15 protein-coding genes are annotated in these 20,715 nt (G+C 39.6%); 3 read left to right on the top strand and 12 right to left on the bottom strand.

All coding sequences use genetic code 11. The features are described from left to right. Positions 1-68: 68 nt before the first annotated feature. Positions 69-1,100: a tRNA preQ1(34) S-adenosylmethionine ribosyltransferase-isomerase QueA gene (queA, locus tag GQR45_RS03185; RefSeq protein WP_010554380.1), complete on the bottom strand. Its 1,032-nt coding sequence runs from the start codon at positions 1,098-1,100 to the stop codon at positions 69-71. 187 nt (positions 1,101-1,287) lie between these two features. Between queA and GQR45_RS03180 the strand changes: the two genes are divergently transcribed. Continuing rightward, a complete protein-coding gene (locus GQR45_RS03180) occupies positions 1,288-3,819 on the top strand; it encodes a GGDEF domain-containing protein (RefSeq protein WP_165725120.1) in 2,532 nt (843 codons plus the stop codon). A 180-nt stretch (positions 3,820-3,999) separates the two neighbouring features. Continuing rightward, positions 4,000-4,212 (top strand): hypothetical protein, encoded by a 213-nt coding sequence (locus GQR45_RS03175; protein WP_002957835.1) that lies wholly within the window; start codon positions 4,000-4,002, stop codon positions 4,210-4,212. A gap of 24 nt (positions 4,213-4,236) precedes the next feature. Here GQR45_RS03175 and GQR45_RS03170 read toward each other — a convergent pair whose 3' ends face one another. From GQR45_RS03170 to GQR45_RS03140, 7 genes are all read right to left on the bottom strand, one after another. Beyond that, on the bottom strand, positions 4,237-5,157 hold the full coding sequence (locus tag GQR45_RS03170) for a hydrogen peroxide-inducible genes activator (protein ID WP_007586467.1): 921 nt from the start codon (positions 5,155-5,157) through the stop codon (positions 4,237-4,239). An 82-nt stretch (positions 5,158-5,239) separates the two neighbouring features. Beyond that, complete coding sequence (locus tag GQR45_RS03165; protein WP_007586466.1) at positions 5,240-6,508, bottom strand: inorganic phosphate transporter; 1,269 nt, start codon at positions 6,506-6,508, stop codon at positions 5,240-5,242. A gap of 39 nt (positions 6,509-6,547) precedes the next feature. Beyond that, positions 6,548-7,225: a TIGR00153 family protein gene (locus GQR45_RS03160; protein ID WP_002957838.1), complete on the bottom strand. Its 678-nt coding sequence runs from the start codon at positions 7,223-7,225 to the stop codon at positions 6,548-6,550. Between the two features lie 150 nt (positions 7,226-7,375). Further along, positions 7,376-8,077, bottom strand: a complete 702-nt coding sequence (gene phoU / locus GQR45_RS03155) for a phosphate signaling complex protein PhoU (protein WP_007586465.1) — start codon at positions 8,075-8,077, stop codon at positions 7,376-7,378. Between the two features lie 46 nt (positions 8,078-8,123). Next, positions 8,124-8,951 carry a phosphate ABC transporter ATP-binding protein PstB gene (gene pstB / locus GQR45_RS03150; protein ID WP_007586464.1) on the bottom strand — a complete coding sequence of 276 codons (828 nt, stop codon included), beginning with the start codon at positions 8,949-8,951 and terminating at the stop codon, positions 8,124-8,126. A gap of 27 nt (positions 8,952-8,978) precedes the next feature. Further along, positions 8,979-10,628, bottom strand: a complete 1,650-nt coding sequence (gene pstA, locus GQR45_RS03145; RefSeq protein ID WP_165725119.1) for a phosphate ABC transporter permease PstA — start codon at positions 10,626-10,628, stop codon at positions 8,979-8,981. A 15-nt stretch (positions 10,629-10,643) separates the two neighbouring features. Further along, the gene (locus GQR45_RS03140; RefSeq protein ID WP_165725118.1) at positions 10,644-12,878 is read right to left on the bottom strand and encodes an ABC transporter permease subunit; all 2,235 of its coding nucleotides are present in this window, start codon (positions 12,876-12,878) and stop codon (positions 10,644-10,646) included. Positions 12,879-13,259: 381 nt separating this feature from the next. Between GQR45_RS03140 and GQR45_RS03135 the strand changes: the two genes are divergently transcribed. Then, the gene (locus tag GQR45_RS03135; protein ID WP_007586460.1) at positions 13,260-13,766 is read left to right on the top strand and encodes an ACT domain-containing protein; all 507 of its coding nucleotides are present in this window, start codon (positions 13,260-13,262) and stop codon (positions 13,764-13,766) included. Positions 13,767-13,942: 176 nt separating this feature from the next. On the opposite strand, the gene GQR45_RS03130 is transcribed toward GQR45_RS03135, so the two are convergent. The 4 genes from GQR45_RS03130 to GQR45_RS03115 all read right to left on the bottom strand — a co-directional run bounded on the left by GQR45_RS03130 (position 13,943) and on the right by GQR45_RS03115 (position 20,655). Beyond that, positions 13,943-14,398, bottom strand: coding sequence for a hypothetical protein (locus GQR45_RS03130; RefSeq protein WP_165725117.1), 456 nt, complete (start codon positions 14,396-14,398; stop codon positions 13,943-13,945). Positions 14,399-14,598: 200 nt separating this feature from the next. After that, complete coding sequence (locus tag GQR45_RS03125; RefSeq protein WP_165725116.1) at positions 14,599-17,718, bottom strand: efflux RND transporter permease subunit; 3,120 nt, start codon at positions 17,716-17,718, stop codon at positions 14,599-14,601. Between the two features lie 8 nt (positions 17,719-17,726). After that, positions 17,727-19,289: an efflux RND transporter periplasmic adaptor subunit gene (locus GQR45_RS03120; protein ID WP_165725115.1), complete on the bottom strand. Its 1,563-nt coding sequence runs from the start codon at positions 19,287-19,289 to the stop codon at positions 17,727-17,729. Beyond that, positions 19,279-20,655, bottom strand: coding sequence for a TolC family protein (locus tag GQR45_RS03115; protein ID WP_165725114.1), 1,377 nt, complete (start codon positions 20,653-20,655; stop codon positions 19,279-19,281). The genes GQR45_RS03120 and GQR45_RS03115 overlap by 11 nt, the downstream gene beginning before the upstream one ends. Positions 20,656-20,715: the final 60 nt, after the last annotated feature.

Here is a 20,715-nt window from a genome sequence, read left to right as displayed (position 1 = left end):
TAAACAAAAACCCCAGCTTCGTTGCTGGGGTTTTTAGTGTTTTTTAATGAGTATTAAATAATAAATGGTTACTTACGTGTTAAAAACATCGCATCACCGTAACTAAAAAATCGGTACTTTTGTTCAATTGCCGTATTGTATGCACCCATAATATTGTCTTGTCCGCTAAAAGCGCTGACTAACATTATAAGCGTTGATTCTGGTAAGTGAAAATTAGTGACCATGGCATCAACAACATTAAATTGGTAACCCGGAAAAATAAATATATCGGTATCACCAAAATACGTATCTAATTTGCCGCCGTGAACTTTAGCTGCCGACTCTAATGAGCGTACTGATGTTGTGCCAACCGCAATTACGCGCCCGCCACTTGCTTTGGTTTGTGCAACGGCAGCAACTACATCATCGGGTACTTCAATGTACTCGGAATGCATTACATGCTCATCAACACTATCCACTCGTACTGGCTGAAAAGTACCGGCGCCAACGTGCAAAGTAACAAAAGCCATGTTTACACCTTTATCTTTTAGTGCCGTCATTAACTTATCGTCAAAATGTAAGCCCGCTGTTGGCGCAGCAACTGCACCTGGCTTTTCTCCATAAACAGTTTGGTAACGCTCGCGATCAGCTTCGGTATCAGGTCGGTCAATATAAGGAGGCAATGGCATATGGCCAATATCATTAAGTATATCTAGCACGTTTTGGCTATGATCAAACTCAAGCTCAAATAATGTATCGTGGCGTGCAACCATTATTGCCTTGGCTTTGCCCTCTAAAATAACTTCGTTACCAACCTTAAGCGACTTACTTGCCCGTACGTGCGCAAGTACGCGATGTTCATCTAGCACCCGCTCTACAAGCACTTCAACTTTGCCGCCAGAGGCTTTTTGACCAAACATACGTGCTGGAATAACGCGTGTATTGTTAAAGACTAACAAATCGCCTTCGTTTACTAAATCAAGTATGTCGCTAAACACTTTATGTTCTAGAGTTCCGCTTGGGCCATCTAAAGTAAGTAAACGGCTGCTAGTTCTGTCCGCTTTAGGAAAACGAGCTATTAATTCATCAGGTAAGTCAAAGCTAAAGTCAGCCACGCGCATAATTAGTAATCCACATCATTTAAAATCGCGCCAAGTGTATATGTATCGGATATTAAGCTCAAGAAATCAGCCAAACTTATAATATCTTGTTTGCGTGTTTCTCATTAAATTTTCTTGTTCTTATGGTTAAATGTCACTATTCTTGTTCGGCTGAATTATTATAAGTTACATTAGGGGTGTTCAACACGTGCCAAACCAGCTTAAATTGCTAATATTAAACGCAAGTAGTGCTGAACGTCGCGCGATTAAGGGCACTTTAGATAGCTTAAATGTATTTACCTTTATTGATGCGCAAGATAGCCAACAAGCTTTAAAGCTTTTAAAACAACACCCTGTTGATATTATAATAACGGGCATTAATGTTGGGAAAATTGACGGCTGGCGCTTTTCGAGGATGATCCGCTCAGGATTATTAAAAACACCAAAAAACACCCCAATTTTACTTATTCCGCCAATTTACTGTGAGCGTATTGCCGAAACAACAGCCCGAAGCTACGGGATAGATGCTGTACTACCATTTGAGCACAAAGATATGCTCCCTCAAGTACTTGCGAATGTTTTATCTACTCACTTAGAAAAAAGTAGCCGACTAAATTTATTATTATTAGAGCCACTTCAAAATACGGCCGACAAAATAAGTGAACAGCTAAAGTTAAACTTTGCTATTACTCACGTTACCTCAGCCAAGGCAGCACTAAACGCTTACAACCAACAGCAGTTTTCAATTGTGCTACTCGATGCCACTACATCAAGTGCAGAGAGCTCAAGTGTACTCGTTGAAGAAATCCTACAGCACAATTCTAAACAAGCTATTGTTACGATTATAGAAAGTGATGATGCTGATTACGCTGAGCAGCTTTTGCTGTCTGGTGTTACCGATTTTATTAGAGCCCCATACGACCCTTCATTTTTAAACAAAGTGTGTGACCACGCCGCACGACGTGAAGATTTTATGGTGAGTTATGCTGAGTTTGCTTACAAAGTAGAGCAACTAAGCGTGAGCGAAGTGCGTTACAAAGAGTTATTTTCGGCTCATCAGCGTATTTTATTGCATTTAAATACGGTTGTTTTAGAGCTTGATCAGCAAGGGCATATTCGTTTTATTAACCCTGCATGGGAGACATTAAGCGGTTTTGGTGTTAAATCATCACTACAAACCCCATTAAGCGCTTATTGTAATAACGAAGATAAAGGAAGACTAAATTATACTATTAATGACATTTTACATGGTGGCGAGCAACAGCAACAAATAGAAGTAAAGCTCACCCATAAAAATGGCAATTTAATTTGGGTCGAATGCAGATTACAGCTAATCAAAAATAGTCGTAATAACGCGACCATAACCGCCACTATCGACAACATACACGAACGTAAACAAGCAGAGATCCAACTACGTCATTTAGCACACCATGACCCATTAACTGGTTTACATAACCGTTATTACTTTGATCAACAGCTTAATAAAATATGCCAAGATAAATACACGTATGATGGCATAGAGCATGCTGTTATTTATATTGACCTCGATCACTTTAAAATAATAAACGACAGCAAAGGTCACCACCAAGGTGACATAGTATTAAAAGAAGTCGCGCAATTATTTAAAGCAAATATTGGCGAAAACCATTTAGTGTGCCGAATAGGCGGCGATGAGTTTGCAGTAATACTTACCGATATGAATTTACTAGATGCACACCTTATTGCTGAAGGTGTGTGCAGCGCAATAGAAAAACATGCTTTTAAATCAGAAGATCAGATATACACAATTAGCTGCTCTATCGGTTTAACTCAAATTACGACACAAAACAATGATCCTAATGAATGTTTAAAGCAAGCCGATATTGCTTTGTATATTGCCAAAAATTTAGGGCGTAACTTAGTACATTGCTACTCAAAAGAGGACGCTCAAAACAATACGCTTCAAACTGGGCTTGAATGGGGTCACGAAATTCGCCAAGCATTGCAGCAAGATAATATTGAACTGCATTACCAACCTATTTGGGATTTTAAAGAGTGTAAAGTTGCTTATTTTGAAGCGCTCTTACGCTTAAAACTCAAAGGTGAACTTGTGTACCCAAATCAATTTATTCCCTCTTTAGAGATGCTTAACGACACATTTTTGATGGATCAATGCGTTATACGTAATGCAGTTGCTTGTGTGTCTAAGCACCCAGAGTTAAACCAAGTTGCTATTAATTTGTCAGCACAATCATTCTTAGATGAACGCTTATTGCCATTAATTGAATCAAACCTTGAAAAGTATAACGTGCCCCCTTCGCGGATAATTTTTGAAATAACTGAATCAGCAAGTATTAACAACTTAAAAGCGACTCGTAAAATGATTGAGAAGCTTAATAGCTTAGGCTGTCATTTTTCTATTGACGATTTTGGAACTGGCTTTAGTACATTTAACTATTTAAAGCAGCTTCCAGCACAACATGTAAAAATTGATGGCTCATTTGTAAGCGACATGCTTAATGACCCTATAGACTTAGCGTTAGTAAAAGCAATAAATGATATTAGTCGGTCTCTCGATAAGCGCTCTGTAGCTGAGTACGTTGAAAACGAAGAGATATTTTTTGCACTAAAAGAGATAGGTGTTGATTATGGACAAGGCTACTTTATTGCACGCCCAGTACCTGTTGAAAAAGTAAAAGATGAACTTGAAAAAATTTCAAAAAATAAAACGTTTTACCAACAACAAGCTAGCCCAAAATAAACAAAATTAAACAATTTGTTACTACCAATATTACCTTTCTTGCCTATACTTTCAGTATCAAATAAAAATGTCGTGCCTTTTGATGTATTTCACTTTAAAAACATGACATTACCTTTTGGCGACGTAGTACTGATATTTATAGTGGGTTTCAAAGCTATTTAAGCTTTTAAGGAGAAAGGTATGACACAGCTAGTTATGTTATTACTGATTATACATTTTGCAATCGCGTATCAGTGTTATCGTTACGCAAATATTAAAGGCTACCCAGTTAAGGTTTTTACTGTATTAGGTTGCGTGCCTTACTTTAACTTGGTGGTATGGATTTATTTACTATTTTTACCCGAACTTGAGCCTTTTGAAAGCCATCTTCAAAATCAAAAGCAGCCTTTATAGGCTGCTTTCATTCATTTCCTATTCTTATTTAGAAAAATCTAAACTACATTGGCGCTTTAAAAATATCTCAAGCTGTTGACTAAATAACTTAAAGTCGCGGATCCGCCCCGTAGTTTTACGCCACAATATGCCAATATCTCTATATGCATCGCTTTGTGATGGTGTCGCCACCATATTTTTATTATCTAAAATTCCGGCGTTAATCGCCATTTGTGGTAAAAAAGTCACCCCGAGCTGATGCTCAACCATACTCAATAATGTATGCAAGCTTGCTGCTTCAAATGGGTTAATACAACTAGCACGGTTTAAATGACATGCACTAAGCGCATGGCCTGTCATACAGTGCTCACGCTCGAGTAAGAATACGCTAGCCTCTGGTAATAGATTAAAGTCGACTACGCCCTTTGCAGCGCTGTAGTCCTTATGGTGCACTAAACTAAACTGATCTTTTGCCAATACTTGTGTATGAAATTTATCGGTTTCGTATGGCAGTGCAAGTAGCGCTAAATCAATATGCCCATGCTCAAGTTTATCCAGTAGCTTATCACTCGTATCTTCTATTAATACCAACTCTAAATCACAAAAGGTTTCTTTACAAAAGTGATACAGAGGAGCCGCTATAAAGCTAGCAATTGTAGGTATAACACCCACTGTTAATTTACCACTCAGCGGTGTTAAAAAGCTTTTAGTGAGCTCTTTTAAACTAATTGTGTCGTTAATTATTTTACGAGAGCGCTCAACAACTTCTTCACCAATACTGGTAAACATAAGGCTGCGATTTTCGCGTTCAATAAGCTGGCAACCCAACGTTTCTTCAAGATTTTGAATAGCACTGCTTAAAGTAGATTGCCCTATAAAACAGGCACTGGCAGCTCTGCCAAAGTGCTGATGTTGATGAACAGCTAATAAATACTGTAGCTGTTTGATACTTGGAAGATTGGTCATTTTTTCTTTCCACAAATAAAAAGACCCCAACACCTAGGGCATTGAGATCTTTTCAAGCTAAAAGTCTTTGAGTACTTTTTTGTTAAACCCCAAATGCGGTTCTTAGTACGTAGAAAATAACAATAGCAAGGGCAGCGCCAACTGGCAATGTAATTACCCAAGAAACTACAATGTTTCTGATAACACCCATGTTAAGTGCACCAATTCCACGTGCCATACCTACACCTAATACCGCACCCACTAAGGTTTGAGTAGTAGAGATTGGCATACCAGTACCTGATGCAATAACAACGGTAGAAGCAGCGGCTAGTTCAGCAGCAAAACCACGGCTAGGCGTTAAATGTGTAATGCCTTCACCAATCGTTTTAATTACTTTTTTGCCCAAAATAGCAAGACCCGCAACAATACCAAAACCACCTAGAGGTAGAATCCACCAAGCAATAGCCGCTTTTTTAGCAATTTCACCATTGTTTTCAACAATATTTACAACAGCAGCTAGTGGACCGATTGCATTAGCAACATCGTTAGAACCATGTGCAAAGGCCATACAACATGCTGTTAATACCATAAGAACAGCAAACACTTTTTCAACATTGTTGAATTGCATTTGTTTATCTGCTTTTGGATCGATATTTAAACGAGAAATAGCAATTTTACCAATTATAGCAACGACAACTGCTACAGCTATTGCTAAGGCGTACCCTTCGGCTGCACCTAAATCAACACCAACATGCTTTAAGCCTTTTTTAATTGTAACCAAGGCCATTATAAAACCTGCTAAACCCATATAAAGTGGTACATAGCGTTTAGCATTTTTTAGTGGTGCATCTGTATTAAAAATAAGTTTTTGTGCACTCATAAATATTAAGTATGCAATAAAGCCTGATATGGCGGGCGTTATAATCCAACTACCAACAATACCACCTACTTTATCCCATTGAATCGCCTCAGTACCAACAGCAACTAACGCAAAACCAATGATTGCACCAATGATTGAGTGAGTCGTTGATACTGGCCAACCCAAGAACGAGGCCATTAATAACCAAGCACCCGCTGCAAATAAAGACGAAATCATACCCAGAACCATAAGTTCAGGAATGTCTGCAAATGGTGCGGCATCGATAATTCCTTTACGAATTGTTGATGTAACCTCACCACCTGCTAAGTAAGCGCCTGCAAATTCAAAAATCATCGCTATAAAAATAGCTTGTTTGATTGTTAGCGCTTTTGAACCTACAGATGTGCCCATGGCGTTCGCTACGTCGTTCGCGCCAATACCATAAGCCATAAAAAAGCCGACTGCTGCGGCAATTAAAATTAATACCGTGCCGTAAGATGCAATGATATCCATTGTAAAACCTTAATCTTTCGTGTTTGAACTGATTTTAAATTAACGAGCTAACATCAGCTCAAGACGTGATCCTACGCGCTCTGCAATATCTGCAAGCTCGCCAACCCATTCAATGATTTTGTACAAAAACATAACATCAATTGGATTTAACTCACCCTCTACATCACGTAGCTGGCGGCGTACTTTTATCTGCATTTCGTCCGTGTCTTGTTCTATGGCATCCAATTCAACTAACATTTTTTCTACTAAGGTGACTTCTCGACCTTTAAAACCCGTTTCTAGCAATTCTTCTAATTCGTTAATTGCTTTAGATGCTTGTTTAGTCGCATCTACACAACGGGTTAAGTAAGCTAAGAAATCAGCTTGCATAACTTTTGGAATGGTCATTTCACGACCAATCACTCGCCCTGCAATATCTTTTGCTTTATTGGCAATTTTATCTTGTTGAGTTACTAGTTCGAGAAGATCTGTACGCTCTACCGGCATGAATAAACCACGCGGTAATTGTAAACGTATATCTCTTTTCATATCATCAGCTTCACGTTCTAAATTGCGAATAGTGATGCGAAGCTCTTCTGCTTGTACCCACTCTTCTTTAAATACGTGATTAAAAAAAGGTATCAAAGCTTTACTTGCTTGATGAACCTTCTTGATGTGTTCTTCCATTGGTTTGATAGGAGATTTTGCAAATACTCCTAAAAACGCGTTTGTAGGCATAACTGACCCTTTAATCAAATTGATATGCTTTGCAGCATGAATTTTACAGTATTAACCAAGATTGTGAACGCTTTTTATTACTTCACTAAAGCTTGCAATACACAAAGCGACACTAAGCCGCTTTAATAGAAAAGCATGATGGGTAAAAAATCATAGTGATTTTTCTATATCTTCTTGAGATGTATGGCGAATATCTTTGCCATTAACAAAATAAATAATGTATTCAGCAATGTTCTGACAGCGATCACCAATACGCTCTAATGAGCGAACAGACCAGACTAAGTCCATGATTTTAGGTATTGAGCGTGGATCTTCCATCATGTAAGTCATTATTTGACGTGTGATGGCTTCATATTCGCGGTCAACTTTTGCATCTTCTTTATGTACTTGAAATGCACGTTGCACATCCATACGCGCAAATGCATCTAGTACGTCGTGTAGCATTTTTAAAACCTGGCGGCCCATGTTTTCAATATTTACTAATAAATCTTGCTGATCTTTGGTAAATGAGTCTAGTGCAACTTTAGCAATTCGCTCAGCTTCATCGCCAATACGTTCTAAATCAGCAATTGTTTTAGCAATTGCAATCACTAAACGCAGGTCACTTGCTGCAGGCTGACGACGAGCAATAATACGCGTACACTCTTCATCAATGCTTACTTCCATTGCATTCACTTTATAATCGTTCTGACGTACCTTTTGAGCAAGCTCTGCATCGTTACGACTCACCGCATCAAGCGCACTGTTTAACTGCTGCTCAACTAAGCCACCCATACTTAATACATGATTACGTACATTTTCTAGTTCTTGGTTAAAACGCCCAGAAATATGTTTATTAATATTATGTTCCATAGTTACCTTCTCTCTTAATCTTGCACAACACGCTACAACGGGCTAATTAACCGTAACGACCGGTAATATAATCTTCGGTCTTTTTCTTCGTTGGTGTAGTAAATAAGGTATTTGTGTCTGAGTACTCAATCAATTCGCCCATATACATAAAGGCTGTTTGATCAGATACACGTGCTGCTTGTTGCATGTTATGTGTAACAATAACAACGGTAAATTGGTTTTTTAAATCGTTTATTAGCTCTTCGATTACCAAAGTAGAAATAGGGTCAAGTGCTGATGTAGGTTCATCTAATAAAAGAACTTCTGGCTCAATTGCAATTGAGCGAGCAATCACTAAACGCTGTTGCTGACCACCCGATAAGCCAAACGCGCTATCGTGTAATCTATCTTTTACTTCATCCCATAAAGCAGCACCACGAAGTGATTGCTCTACCACTTCGTCTAACTTACGCTTCTCTTTAATGCCTTGTAAGCGTAGGCCATAAACCACATTTTCATAAATTGATTTAGGAAATGGGTTAGGACGCTGAAACACCATACCTACATTACGACGAAGTGCTGCTACATCTACGCTCTTATCGTAAATATTTTGACCGTGAAGTAATATTTCACCTTCAATACGACAAATATCTACCAAATCGTTCATGCGGTTAATACAACGTAATAGAGTTGATTTACCACAGCCCGATGGTCCTATAAACGCAGTTACTTGGCCTTTTGGAATGTTCATATTTACTTTATTAAGCGCTTGCTTATCACCGTAGTAAAGATCGAGATCTTTAATCTCTAGCGCTTTTTGGTCATCCGTTAAATTTTCTAGGTCTAACTTCTGGCCTATATTAGCTTGGTTTACTTTTGGAGCGACTGTAATCATTTTTGTTACCTATAAAATCTTTACTAATTAGTGTTCAAGCGATCTGTACTTTTCACGTAAATGGTTACGTATACCAATGGCCGTTATGTTTAGGGTAATAATCACCGACACCAATAAAAAGGCCGTTGCGTATACCAGCGGGCGTGCCGCTTCAACATTAGGGCTTTGGAAGCCAACATCGTATATATGAAAGCCTAAGTGCATGAACTTTCTATCTAAGTGAAAATACGGGAAGTTGCCATCAAGTGGTAATGTAGGGGCCATTTTTACAACGCCTACTAGCATTAACGGTGCAACTTCACCTGCAGCACGTGCAACTGCCAGTATTAAACCTGTCATAATTGCAGGGCTTGCCATTGGAATAATTATGCGCCATAACGTTTCAACTTTTGTTGCGCCAAGCGCTAGTGAACCATCACGTACGGTACTTGGAATACGAGATAAACCTTCTTCAGTCGATACAATAACAACTGGCAGCGTTAGTATGGCGAGCGTTAATGCAGACCACATTACACCTGGCGTACCAAATACTGGCGTTGGCGACGATTCTGGATAAAATAATTGGTCTAAGCTACCACCTAACATGTATACAAAAAAGCCGAGGCCAAATACACCGTATACAATTGAAGGAACACCGGCCAAGTTAATCACTGCGATACGAATCATTTTAGTGATTGCATTTTTTGCGGCGTACTCGTGTAAGTAAATTGCAGCAACAACGCCAAACGGCGTCACAATTACAGCCATCAGCATAACCATAAATACAGTACCAAATATAGCAGGGAAAACACCGCCTTCTGTATTTGCTTCACGTGGATCATCGGATACAAACTTACCTAGTTGCACAAAGTAGTGGCCTAGCTTTGCAAAAAAGCCCATATCGTTTGGAAACCAAACATCAAGTACTTGATACATAGGAATTGTAACAACTTCACCGCGCATATCTTTTACAGTTACGTGGTCACGTTTAGCTTGTTTGCGTAGTGCAAATAAATCTTTTTCAAGTACACCATACTCTGCACGTAATTCAGCACGTGCTTGAGCAAGCCCAGCAACACGTTCATCAGTGAGAGCGTTATCAAGTAAGTAGCCTTTTTCTTTTAAACGTAAGCGTTCAAGTGCGTAGTTAATATGCCCAATGTCGCCATTTTGTAAATCAAGTGCTTCGTCGTTCAAATCAACCGCACGCTCAACAAGCTCATGTAGTGCTTCTATTTTGTCGCCATTAACCGGTTGACCGTCTTTAATAACGTTTTGCACATAACCATAAAAGTTACCGTTTTTACTACGCTCAAATACTGCAAGCGCCGCTGGTGCTGTTTTATTTGTTATGTCGGTTTCTAATATCCAACGAAAATCTAAATCTACATATTCGCGGTTACCTGTTTTAATAAGTAAGCGCTCTATTTCTTCTTTTTCAAACCCGCTAACATCAATACCTGTCGCGGCTAAACGTGTTTTTGGTACTAATTCACGGTCGTAAACTTCGCCAATAACGGTTTGCTTTGCAATCGACCCTTCAAGTTCAAACTGTACAACTTCTGAAGGCCAGAAAAAGCTTAACCCTTTCCAGGCTATCATTGCTAATAAGCCTAAAACTGAAATCAAACTGATGCTCACTGCACCACCGGTCATCCAAATCCAAGGAGAACCAGACTTAAACCACTGCTTTACCATGTCATGTCTCTCCGCTTACATTGAGCTGTATTTTTCACGCAGTTGCTGGCGAACAAACTCAGCGACTGTGTTAAAAATGAATGTGAATATGAATAATACAAAGGCTGCTAAGAATAATATTCTATAGTGCGAACTACCTACTTCTGACTCTGGCATTTCAACTGCAATATTTGCTGCAAGCGTACGCATACCTTGGAAAATGCTCCAATCCATAATCGGTGTATTACCGGTTGCCATAAGTACAATCATGGTTTCACCAACTGCTCGGCCAAGTCCCATCATTACCGCAGAGAAAATACCTGGGCTTGCTGTTAGTAATACAACACGTATTAGTGTTTGCCACTGCGTTGCACCTAATGCTAATGAGCCATTTGATAAATGCTTTGGAACACTAAATACCGCGTCTTCTGCAATTGAGAATATAGTAGGAATAACCGCAAAACCCATCGCAATACCAACAACAAGCGAGTTACGTTGATCGAATGTCATACCTAGCTCATTTGTTAAATACTGACGTACATTGCCGTCAAACATCCAAAGTTCAACAAATTCGCTCATAGCAAACGAAAACCAACCAATAAGTAAAACGACCGGAATAAGGATGATTGAATGCGAACCATCAGGAATTCTATGGCGTATTTTTGTTGGTAATTTAGTCCAGGCTAAACCTGTCGCTAACATACCTAAAGGTAATAATATGAGTAACCCAACAATGGCAGGTAAGTGCTCTTCTATTAATGGGGCTAACCAAAGACCCGCTAAAAAACCTAAAATAACGGTTGGTAATGCTTCCATTATTTCAACGGTAGGCTTAACCACTTTACGTAATTTGCTCGACATAAAGTATGCCGTGTAAATAGCCGCCGAAAGCGCGATTGGTACAGCAAACAACATCGCATAAAGTGCTGCTTTTAATGTACCGAACGAAATTGGCACAAGTGAAAACTTAGATTCAAAGTCGTCACTGGCTGATGTTGACTGCCAAATATAACCTGGCTCTGGGTAACCTTCGTACCACACTTCTTGCCAAAGTGCTGACCACGTAACTTCTGGGTGCTCGTTATGAATGTCTAATACTGTTAGCTTATTATCCGCTAAAATTAACGCAGCATTTGAACGTGGTGCAATTGCAAAGTTTTCTATTGCGCCTTCACTTACTTTCCCCTGCCAAAGTTTTGCTTCGCTGGTTGTGTAGTACACACCTAGCTCACCATTATTGCCGGTAGTAAAAAAAGTACGACGGTAAAACTCAGTAAATACATTTAATTTACTTTGCTTAGTTGTTTCAAATGAGCGAATTTTTTGATATTCACGGCCTGTGTCAGTGTTTACTTCAAACCACTGCGAAACCTCACCGTTATCATTAGCAAGCATGAGTGAGTTTGCGCCCGCTAGCAGTTGTGCAGATACAATATTTGCATTTTCTTCGTTAGCCGAAAGCAACTGAATTTGCTCTACATCACTTGGGTCACGCGTATCGTATACATACACTTGATTAGCAGAACGTACAAAAGTACGTGTTGTATCTGGCGACATTAATAATTCGTCTACACGTCCATTAACATCAAGTTCTGTACGCTCAACAACCCACTCTACTTCACCGGTAAACATATTCTCTTCAGCAATAAAGCTGCTAAATAATACACGCTTATCTTCTGTAAGAGCTACAACCGCTGTTTTGTCTTCATAGTGACTAAATGCAAAGCGTTTAATAGCTGCACCTTGTTCATCTACTTCTAAAGCCATTTCCCCTAGAGGAAAACCTAAGCGAGGTGTTAATTTACGCTCGTTGTTTGGAAAGGTAACTAAAAATTTAGGTGCAACAACCATTACGGTGCCATCTTCTAAACCAAACGCATAATGCCCTTGAAAAGGCGCGCTTGTTGCAAAGCTTGTTGCATCACTTGGTAAATCTGCATTAAGTGTTTTGAGTTTTTTACCAAAACTACCTGACTCAACACTGTAAAAATCAACCTGACCTTGCTGACTTAGTAAATAAGCAACTTCAGTTTGCTCTTCTACACCTAAGCCTGCTACTTGCTGTGAATTAGCAACATGAAAGCTATCGCGTTTTTCTACTTTTGCTGATTCAAAAATTGGCTGTACTACATAAAGAAGGTAAAAGAATATTAATAGCAGTGCTACCAATACCATTATCCCACCTGCGGTTATGCCAAACTTGGCAAACCGATCTTTAAATAGACGGCTTCGATCCGTATTAAAAGTCGGCTTATTCGGATTTGAAGTCATCAAAACACCCTTAAATCTTAACGTTGCATAAATTATATTTCATCAAGATGACAGTAATGTTACAGCAGTAATAATAAGCACTCCAAAACAGCTTTAAATAAAACTAACGAGGGAAAAGTCTAAATTAGCTTCAAATAGGTGATTTATAAGTGAACTAAATTATAAAATAATTGGACAAAGTATTTATCGAGGTCAATACTAAAAGAGTACTTAGTAAATAATAATGACTATTAATACTGCGTATAGTCAACACAACTATATTCATTTTTTTAATTTATAATCAAAGATTTATAAAAAAGTGCAACAACACACAATTTAAATTAGACAACATACTTAATGCCTATGCATTTACTTTCTTTGGGCTTAAAAAGAGAATTATTTATGAAGCAGTTGGTTATAACTATTTTAGGGAAAGATCGCCCTGGTTTAGTAGAGAGCATCTCATCAGTCGTATTACAGAATCATGGCAACTGGCTAAGCAGTAACTTAAGCCATTTATTAGGTCATTTTGCAGGTATTATTCAACTTGAAGTTGCTGAGGAGCATTTTCAATCATTACAAAGTGCTTTAAATAAGTTACCTAAGTTAGACGTTCGTATTGAAACCGGAAACACAGAGATTGAACCATCAACACTAGAGCAAATTAATCTAGTTATAACAGGTAACGACCGTCCTGGTATTGTTCAAGAACTGGCAAGTGTAATACGTCATAAAGGCGCGAATATTACTCACTTAAATTCAAGACAACAAAGTGCACCTAATTGGGGAGTGCCTATTTTTAGCGCTGTTGCTACCGTTACTTTGCCAAATGGTATGGATAAAGACGAAGTTATTGAAGCATTGGAATCAATTACAAGTGATTTAATTGTAGATACGGAAGAAGTTTAACCTCCATTTATGCGTGCCATACAACTGACACGCATACCATTTTAGTCCATCAAAATGCTCTGCAGATTATTTAACGCAGACATAAAATAAGCCGATGCAAGCATCAGCTATTTTAAATAATCACCTTAAAGCTAATAAGAGCGAGATAAACTCAGTAATCCCGCTCTTTTGTAAAGCTACATATCCATATGACGATTAGTACTTTGCATCATTTGCTTTATACCTTGCTTTTCAAGCTCCAGTATTTGCTGAAGCTTTTCTTGCCCACTTTGAGTTTCGGCGCGTTCAAGTAAGTATTCATATAACTCAACCACTTTTTGATGTTGCTGTGCTAAATAGCCTTGAATGACTTCTTCATCGAATTGCTGATCTTTACTAATGTCTTCAAAAGTAATTAGCTCGGGATTTTTAGCAAAGTATTCATAACTGTACGTATCGAGCGTATTTATTTCAGTTATCGCTTTAAACCCGACTAAATCTTCGGCGAGTTTTTTTTCGTAATTTAGGTAGTAGTCCACCAGCATTGCATTATGTTCATCGAGTAAATCCTTTACGCTATAAAAATTAGCCGCCATTTGCGTATGAAACAAAACGGTCCAATCGTATACCTCTTTAATTGTTTTAACTTGCATGTGCATTCCTTACTTAGTTGACTGTATAGGTAATACACTGCGTAAAGCGTGCCAATTAAAAAGCCATTTAAAAACAGTTAGTTAATTTAAATATGAGTAATAACTAGCTATTTAATAGAACAACTTACAAATTATAGGTAATTTTTATAGAGCAATGCGTGAGTAGTAACAGCATTGCTCTATCGTCTTGTTGTTTTATATTATTTAAGTCCTTGTTTGCGCCACAGCAAGTAAACAGCAGGAATAACAAGTAAGGTGAGTACAATTGCACTGCCCATACCGCCAACCATAGGCGCTGCTATTCGGCTCATTACTTCGCTTCCGGTGCCTGTACCATAAAGTACAGGTAATAAACCGATAATAATTGTCGCGACAGTCATCATAACCGGGCGTACTCGAAGCCCTGCTCCTTCAATAATAGCTTGCTGTAATTGCACTAAGCTAAGCGGTTTTCCGGCTTGCTCTGCTTCGAGGCATTTTTCTTGATAGGCTTGGTTTAAATACACCAACATAATGACCCCTATTTCTACCGCAACACCGGCTAAGGCAATAAAGCCCACACCTACTGCAACTGAAAAGTTAAAGCCCTCTAAATACATTAGCCATACGCCACCAATCATTGCCAGTGGCAACGTAGCCATAATAATAGTGACCTCAGCAAAGCTTCTAAAATTAAGGTAAAGCAATACAATAATAATCGCTAATGTAAGAGGTAATACATAAGTCAGTTTGTCTTTAGCGCGCTGCATGTATTCATACTGCCCAGCCCACGTAATTGAGTAGCCAGCAGGTAGTATTAGGTCTTTATCGAGCACTTGCTGAGCGTGCTCAACGTAAGTACCAATATCAACGCCATCTATATCAATAAAACTCCAACCGTTTAAACGTGCATTTTCGCTTTTTATACCAGGCGGTCCATCTTCAATAAATACATCGGCTACATCACCAAGTGCTATACGCTGCCCTGTAGGCGTTACAATAGGTAACAACATTAACTCTTCTGGCGAGTCTCTGTATGCTTGCGGATAACGTAAATTAACAGGGTAACGCTCTTGCCCTTCTACCGTTTGTGTTACGTTTGTACCACCTATTGCTGTAGATACAACCTGCTGTACGTCGCTAATGTTTAAACTATAACGCGCAGCTTTTTCACGATTTATATCTACTTTTATATAACGTCCACCGGCTACTCGCTCTGAGTAAACCGATGCGGTGCCTTGAACATCTTTTAAAAGCACTTCTATTTGTTGACCAATTTTTTGAATTTCACTCAACTTTGGTCCCGCAACTTTAATGCCCACGGGAGTTTTAATACCGGTTGCGAGCATATCAATACGCGTTTTAATTGGCATTACCCACGCATTTGTAAGCCCAGGAAACTTAACCAAACCGTCGAGTTCTTTTTTAAGCTTTTCAAGAGTCATACCCTCGCGCCATTCGTCTTTTGGCTTTAGCTGAATAAATGTCTCTATCATTGTAAGAGGTGCAGGATCTGTTGCAGTTTCTGCTCGCCCAACTTTACCAAATACTGTTTTAACCTCGGGTACTGTGGCAATTAACTTGTCGGTTTGCTGTAGTATTTCGCGCGCTTTACCTACCGATAAACCAGGATACGTTGTGGGCATATACATTAAATCGCCCTCATCGAGTGGCGGAATAAATTCACTGCCTATTTTATTTACCGGGTAAAAGCCAATAACAGAAACAACCACCGCGAGTACCAATGTCATTTTTGGAAATTTAAGCACCCAGTTAAGTAGTGGACGATACGCTGCGACGAGAAATCGGTTAACTGGATTTTTTTGCTCCGAAATGACCTTACCTCTAATAAAGTAACCCATCAATACCGGCACTAAGGTAATCGCAAGCCCAGCAGACGCTGCCATAGCATAGGTTTTAGTGTAAGCCAGTGGCGCAAACATACGTCCTTCTTGCGCTTCTAAAATAAATACCGGCATAAAGCTGACGGTAATAATTAATAAACTAAAAAATAATGCAGGACCCACTTCACTCGCCGATTTAGCCACAACTTCCCAGCGGTTTTCGTTGGTAAGGGGGGTTTTTTCCATATGTTTATGCATATTTTCAATCATGACGATAGCACCGTCAGTCATTGCGCCTATCGCTATTGCAATTCCTCCTAAAGACATAATATTGGCGTTAATCCCCTGCCAATACATAATTATAAATGCCGTTAAAATTCCAAGCGGTAATGTAATAATCGCCACCAGCGATGAGCGCACATGAAACAAAAACACCACACACACTAAGGCAACTACAATAAGCTCTTCAATTAGCTTACTTGTTAAATTATCTACCGCGTTATTTATTAAGTTGGAGCGATCGTACACAGGGACTATTTCAACGCCCTCTGGCAATCCCTTTTTAAGCGATTCTAATTTTGCTTTTACGAGCTCAATGGTTTTTTGTGCATTTTCGCCATAGCGCATAATAACAATACCGCCGGTTACCTCGCCTTCACCATTTAGCTCTGCAATACCACGGCGCATTTGCGGCCCGACTCTAATATCGGCTACATCACGCAATTGCAGCGCAGTACCGTTGGCGTTTACACCAAGCGGAATAGCTTCCAGGTCGGCAACACTCTTAATGTAGCCTGTGCTTGTTACCATGTATTCTGCTTCAGCCATTTCAACTACTGAGGCGCCCATCTCTTGGTTGCCTTGTTGAATAGCGGTTTGAATGAGGCTAAGCGGAATACCATATGCACGTAATTTATCGGGCTCTACATTGACTTGGTATTGCTTAACCATGCCACCAACAGCAGCCACTTCAGATACACCGGGCACAGTTTGTAGCTCAAACTTTAAAAACCAATCTTGTAAGCTTCGTAGCTGACTAATATCGTGTTTATTTGTTTTATCAATTAGTGCGTATAAGTAAATCCAACCTACGCCTGTTGCATCAGGACCAAGCTCTGGCGTAGCGCTATCGGGTAATCTACTCGCTACTTGGCTTAGGTATTCTTGTACTCGGCTACGCGCCCAATACAAATCGGTTTTTTCGTCAAAAATAACGTAAACGTACGAGTCACCAAAAAACGAAAAACCCCTTACAGTTTGTGCACCCGGCACAGAAAGCATTGCTGTGGTGAGCGGAAATGTAACTTGGTCTTGCACTACTTGCGGCGCTTGCCCCGGGTAAGTGGTTTTTATAATGACCTGAACATCAGATAAGTCAGGCAAGGCATCCACGGGAGTATTTTTTACAGCAAACAACCCTCCACCCAGTAAAATTAATGTAAGCAACAACACAAAAAAGCGATTGCCAACAGACCAGCGAATAATGGCAGTTATCATAATGGCTCCTAGTGAGAACTGTGTTGCATAGGTTGCATAGTAGAATGATCAATCGGCTCTGCGTTTTGCGCTTTAGTGATTACAAATTCATCATTAATAATGCTAAAAGTAAAATTAATATACTGGGCATTTTCAAACTTAGTAATATCAATATCTGGCGCTAATACAAAGTCCATTGTGGCGGGTTCTCGATTCCATTTTTCAATGGCTTCTCGGCTAATATTAATAATGCGATTTTGTATATCTATGGCATTAATAGTGCCGTTAACCGTGGCGTTTTGTGGCTGCATATCCATGTTCATATTTGAGTCTGAACCAGAATCCGAACTCATACCTGAGCTAATACTAGAACTAGGCATTTCCATTCGTTTAAAGTCGGAGCTTTTACTCGACTCAGAGTCTATTAAAAATTGCGCTGAAGTCACTACCGTGTCACCTGTCATTACACCTGACAAAATGACCGCTTCATTACTATTAATTTGCCCAACTTCAACTTCTACCGATTTAAAACGACCCTCACCTAATGCAATAACCACACGGTTTTGATGCTGTGTGCGGATTACCGCTTCTTTAGGGACTGTAAATTGCGCCTTACTCGCTTTAGCGTGAATGCTCACTTGTGCAAACATATTTGGTTTTAACCGATGATCTGCATTTTCAAACCTAAGCCTTACACGCAGAGTCCGGTTTTTAGCATCAAGCGCGGGGTAAATGTAATCAACCTTACCTTCCCACTTTTGACCTTTTAAGTAATCAAGCGTCATTGTAACGGGCAACCCAACACTCACTTGTTCTGATTGGCGCTCGAACACTTCCGCCTCTACCCAAATTTCATCAAGCTGGGCAATACTCATCATGGATGTGCCTGGTTTAACGTAAAAGCCTTCTCGTACTGTTAGCTCATCTACCACACCACTTTGCTTTGCGTAAAAAGTAATATTTTGCATTATCTTTTTATTTTTTTGTAAGCGCTCGATAAATCCATCAGACACATTTAACGACTCTAAACGCGCCTTTGCAGCGCGAATTAACACGGTATTATTACGATTAACTGCCAATAAAAGCTCTTCCTGTGCGTTCACCAATTGTGGTGAATACAATGTATATAAAGGCTCACCGGCTTTAACTTCTGCGCCTTGTGCTTTAACATATAAACTTTCAATCCAGCCTTCTACACGCGGATGAATGTGAATAAGTTGGTCTTGGTTATATTGCACATAACCCACAGTATTTATATCGCTGTGAAGTGTTTTAAGCTCTACTTTGGCAGTTCTTACACCAAAGTTATTAACGACTGCAGGCGAAATAGTTACAGCACCTGGTCCATCCTGAGCTTTGCTAGCGTTTTCATACACAGGTACTAAATCCATTCCCATTGGCGAAAGCCCTGGCGCGTCACGCCTGTAATTACTATCCATAGGGGCTACCCAATATAAGGGCTGTTTGTCAGCGATTTGTTGTTCATTCATTGCCGAGTTGCTAGGTAAAAACTGCATTACTAAGCCGCCTATTAACCCAAAGGCGCCTGCGCCAACTAAGGCGGCAACAAGTAACTTTAAATTAGTATTCATTGTGTAATTCTCCAGTTTGCTCGCTCATTACTTGGGGGTCTAAGCTACTTGCATAATAATTAAGGCGGGCGGTAATAATATGTTGATCTACTTGAATATTCAGTGCATCAATTTTGGCGTTAAGTTCACTAATACGCGCGCGCATCACGTCAGAAAAATCCCCGTCGTCGCGTGTATAAGCATTTAGTGTTGCCTGAGATTGCTCTGACATTTGCGGTAATAACGTATTTTGATAAAGCGCATCGCGTTTTTGCAAACGAGCGAGTTGGCTAAACTCCTTAAAGTACATGCCTTTGAGTTTTTGAAGCGCCACCAGCTTTTGTGTTTTAATAGCTTCTGCACTCGCAATAGCCGATTTAACTTGTTGATCTTGTCTGTTATCAGTAAACAATGGCAAATCAATGCTAAATCCTACAGAGAGTAAATCAGCTCGCGACTCACCCATCGGGGTATCATCTCGGTAACCATAACCCACATTAACGCCCATCTGAGGTTTGTAGCTTTGCTTAGCGAGTGCAACTTCGGTTTGCTTTGCCGTTACGGTTTTATCTATCGCAATAATTGCAGGATGCGCCATAAGCAACTGTATTAGCTCATTAAATTCAAGGCTCGCAAAATCAACCAGCCCTGCGGTTTTAGTAAACTCAGTATTTAAAGGCTGCATAAGCATATTTATAGGTAACCACTGTGCTAAACGGTTTTTAGCACTTTCAAATTGCTGCTCAAGCATAACCAGCTTATCTTCAAGACGGGTGAGCTCTAATTGCGCACGAATAATATCTTGCTGACGTGTTTTACCTAAGGTGCTTGCGTAGCTTGCTTCGGTAATGTCAATAAGTTGAGTAAATAGCCCTTTATCTTGCTCAATTAAAGCAATACTTCGCTGAGCACGATACGCGTTTAACCACGACTCAATCACAATTGCTTTTACTTGTGCCAAGCGATCGGTGCGCTGCCAAGGGTATTGTTGAGCAGACTGTGCTAATGCTTTTTGTCTAAGCGCTAAACTATTCCCTCGGCTAAACTTTTGGCTCAAATCAACTTTAAGCTGCGTCATCCCTTCTTGATCAAACGCATAACCGTTAGTAGGTAAGTTGAGTAAGCCAACCGTTAAAACAGGATCGGGTAAGGTGCCAGCGGCAATGCTTTGCGCTATTGCTGCATCTTCTTGGTAGCCACTCGCTTTTAGCCATGGCTCATGCGTTAGCGCATAATTAAGCGCTTGCGTTAAGCTAAGCGTTTGCTCATTACTAGTTTGCTTTAGTGTTTCGGTATTTAGGTTATTTTGATTGTTTTGCGCATTAACAGCTGTGCTAAATAACACAACACTACATAATACGACTTTAATACTTACAGCGTGGTTCATCACCTGCTCCATCTAAAAATAAAAGAAAATCTTAAATTAGGAAGCAAAAAAGGTGTTTAG

The organism is Pseudoalteromonas sp. SA25 (assembly GCF_011378705.1).
Taxonomy (GTDB): domain Bacteria; phylum Pseudomonadota; class Gammaproteobacteria; order Enterobacterales; family Alteromonadaceae; genus Pseudoalteromonas; species Pseudoalteromonas arctica.
The sequence above is the reverse complement of the archived record's forward strand: the minus strand, read 5'-3'. Positions and strand labels throughout refer to the sequence as shown.

What these genes read in the sequence shown, in the direction of transcription:
- GQR45_RS03175 (WP_002957835.1), top strand. Translation starts at nt 4,000, where the DNA reads ATGACACAGCTAGTTATGTTATTACTGATTATACATTTTGCAATCGCG.
- GQR45_RS03160 (WP_002957838.1), bottom strand. Translation starts at nt 7,225, where the DNA reads ATGCCTACAAACGCGTTTTTAGGAGTATTTGCAAAATCTCCTATCAAA.
- GQR45_RS03170 (WP_007586467.1), bottom strand. Translation starts at nt 5,157, where the DNA reads ATGACCAATCTTCCAAGTATCAAACAGCTACAGTATTTATTAGCTGTT.
- GQR45_RS03135 (WP_007586460.1), top strand. Translation starts at nt 13,260, where the DNA reads ATGAAGCAGTTGGTTATAACTATTTTAGGGAAAGATCGCCCTGGTTTA.
- GQR45_RS03140 (WP_165725118.1), bottom strand. Translation starts at nt 12,878, where the DNA reads ATGACTTCAAATCCGAATAAGCCGACTTTTAATACGGATCGAAGCCGT.
- queA (WP_010554380.1), bottom strand. Translation starts at nt 1,100, where the DNA reads ATGCGCGTGGCTGACTTTAGCTTTGACTTACCTGATGAATTAATAGCT.
- pstA (WP_165725119.1), bottom strand. Translation starts at nt 10,628, where the DNA reads ATGGTAAAGCAGTGGTTTAAGTCTGGTTCTCCTTGGATTTGGATGACC.
- GQR45_RS03120 (WP_165725115.1), bottom strand. Translation starts at nt 19,289, where the DNA reads ATGAATACTAATTTAAAGTTACTTGTTGCCGCCTTAGTTGGCGCAGGC.
- GQR45_RS03115 (WP_165725114.1), bottom strand. Translation starts at nt 20,655, where the DNA reads ATGAACCACGCTGTAAGTATTAAAGTCGTATTATGTAGTGTTGTGTTA.
- phoU (WP_007586465.1), bottom strand. Translation starts at nt 8,077, where the DNA reads ATGGAACATAATATTAATAAACATATTTCTGGGCGTTTTAACCAAGAA.
- GQR45_RS03125 (WP_165725116.1), bottom strand. Translation starts at nt 17,718, where the DNA reads ATGATAACTGCCATTATTCGCTGGTCTGTTGGCAATCGCTTTTTTGTG.
- pstB (WP_007586464.1), bottom strand. Translation starts at nt 8,951, where the DNA reads ATGATTACAGTCGCTCCAAAAGTAAACCAAGCTAATATAGGCCAGAAG.
- GQR45_RS03165 (WP_007586466.1), bottom strand. Translation starts at nt 6,508, where the DNA reads ATGGATATCATTGCATCTTACGGCACGGTATTAATTTTAATTGCCGCA.
- GQR45_RS03130 (WP_165725117.1), bottom strand. Translation starts at nt 14,398, where the DNA reads ATGCAAGTTAAAACAATTAAAGAGGTATACGATTGGACCGTTTTGTTT.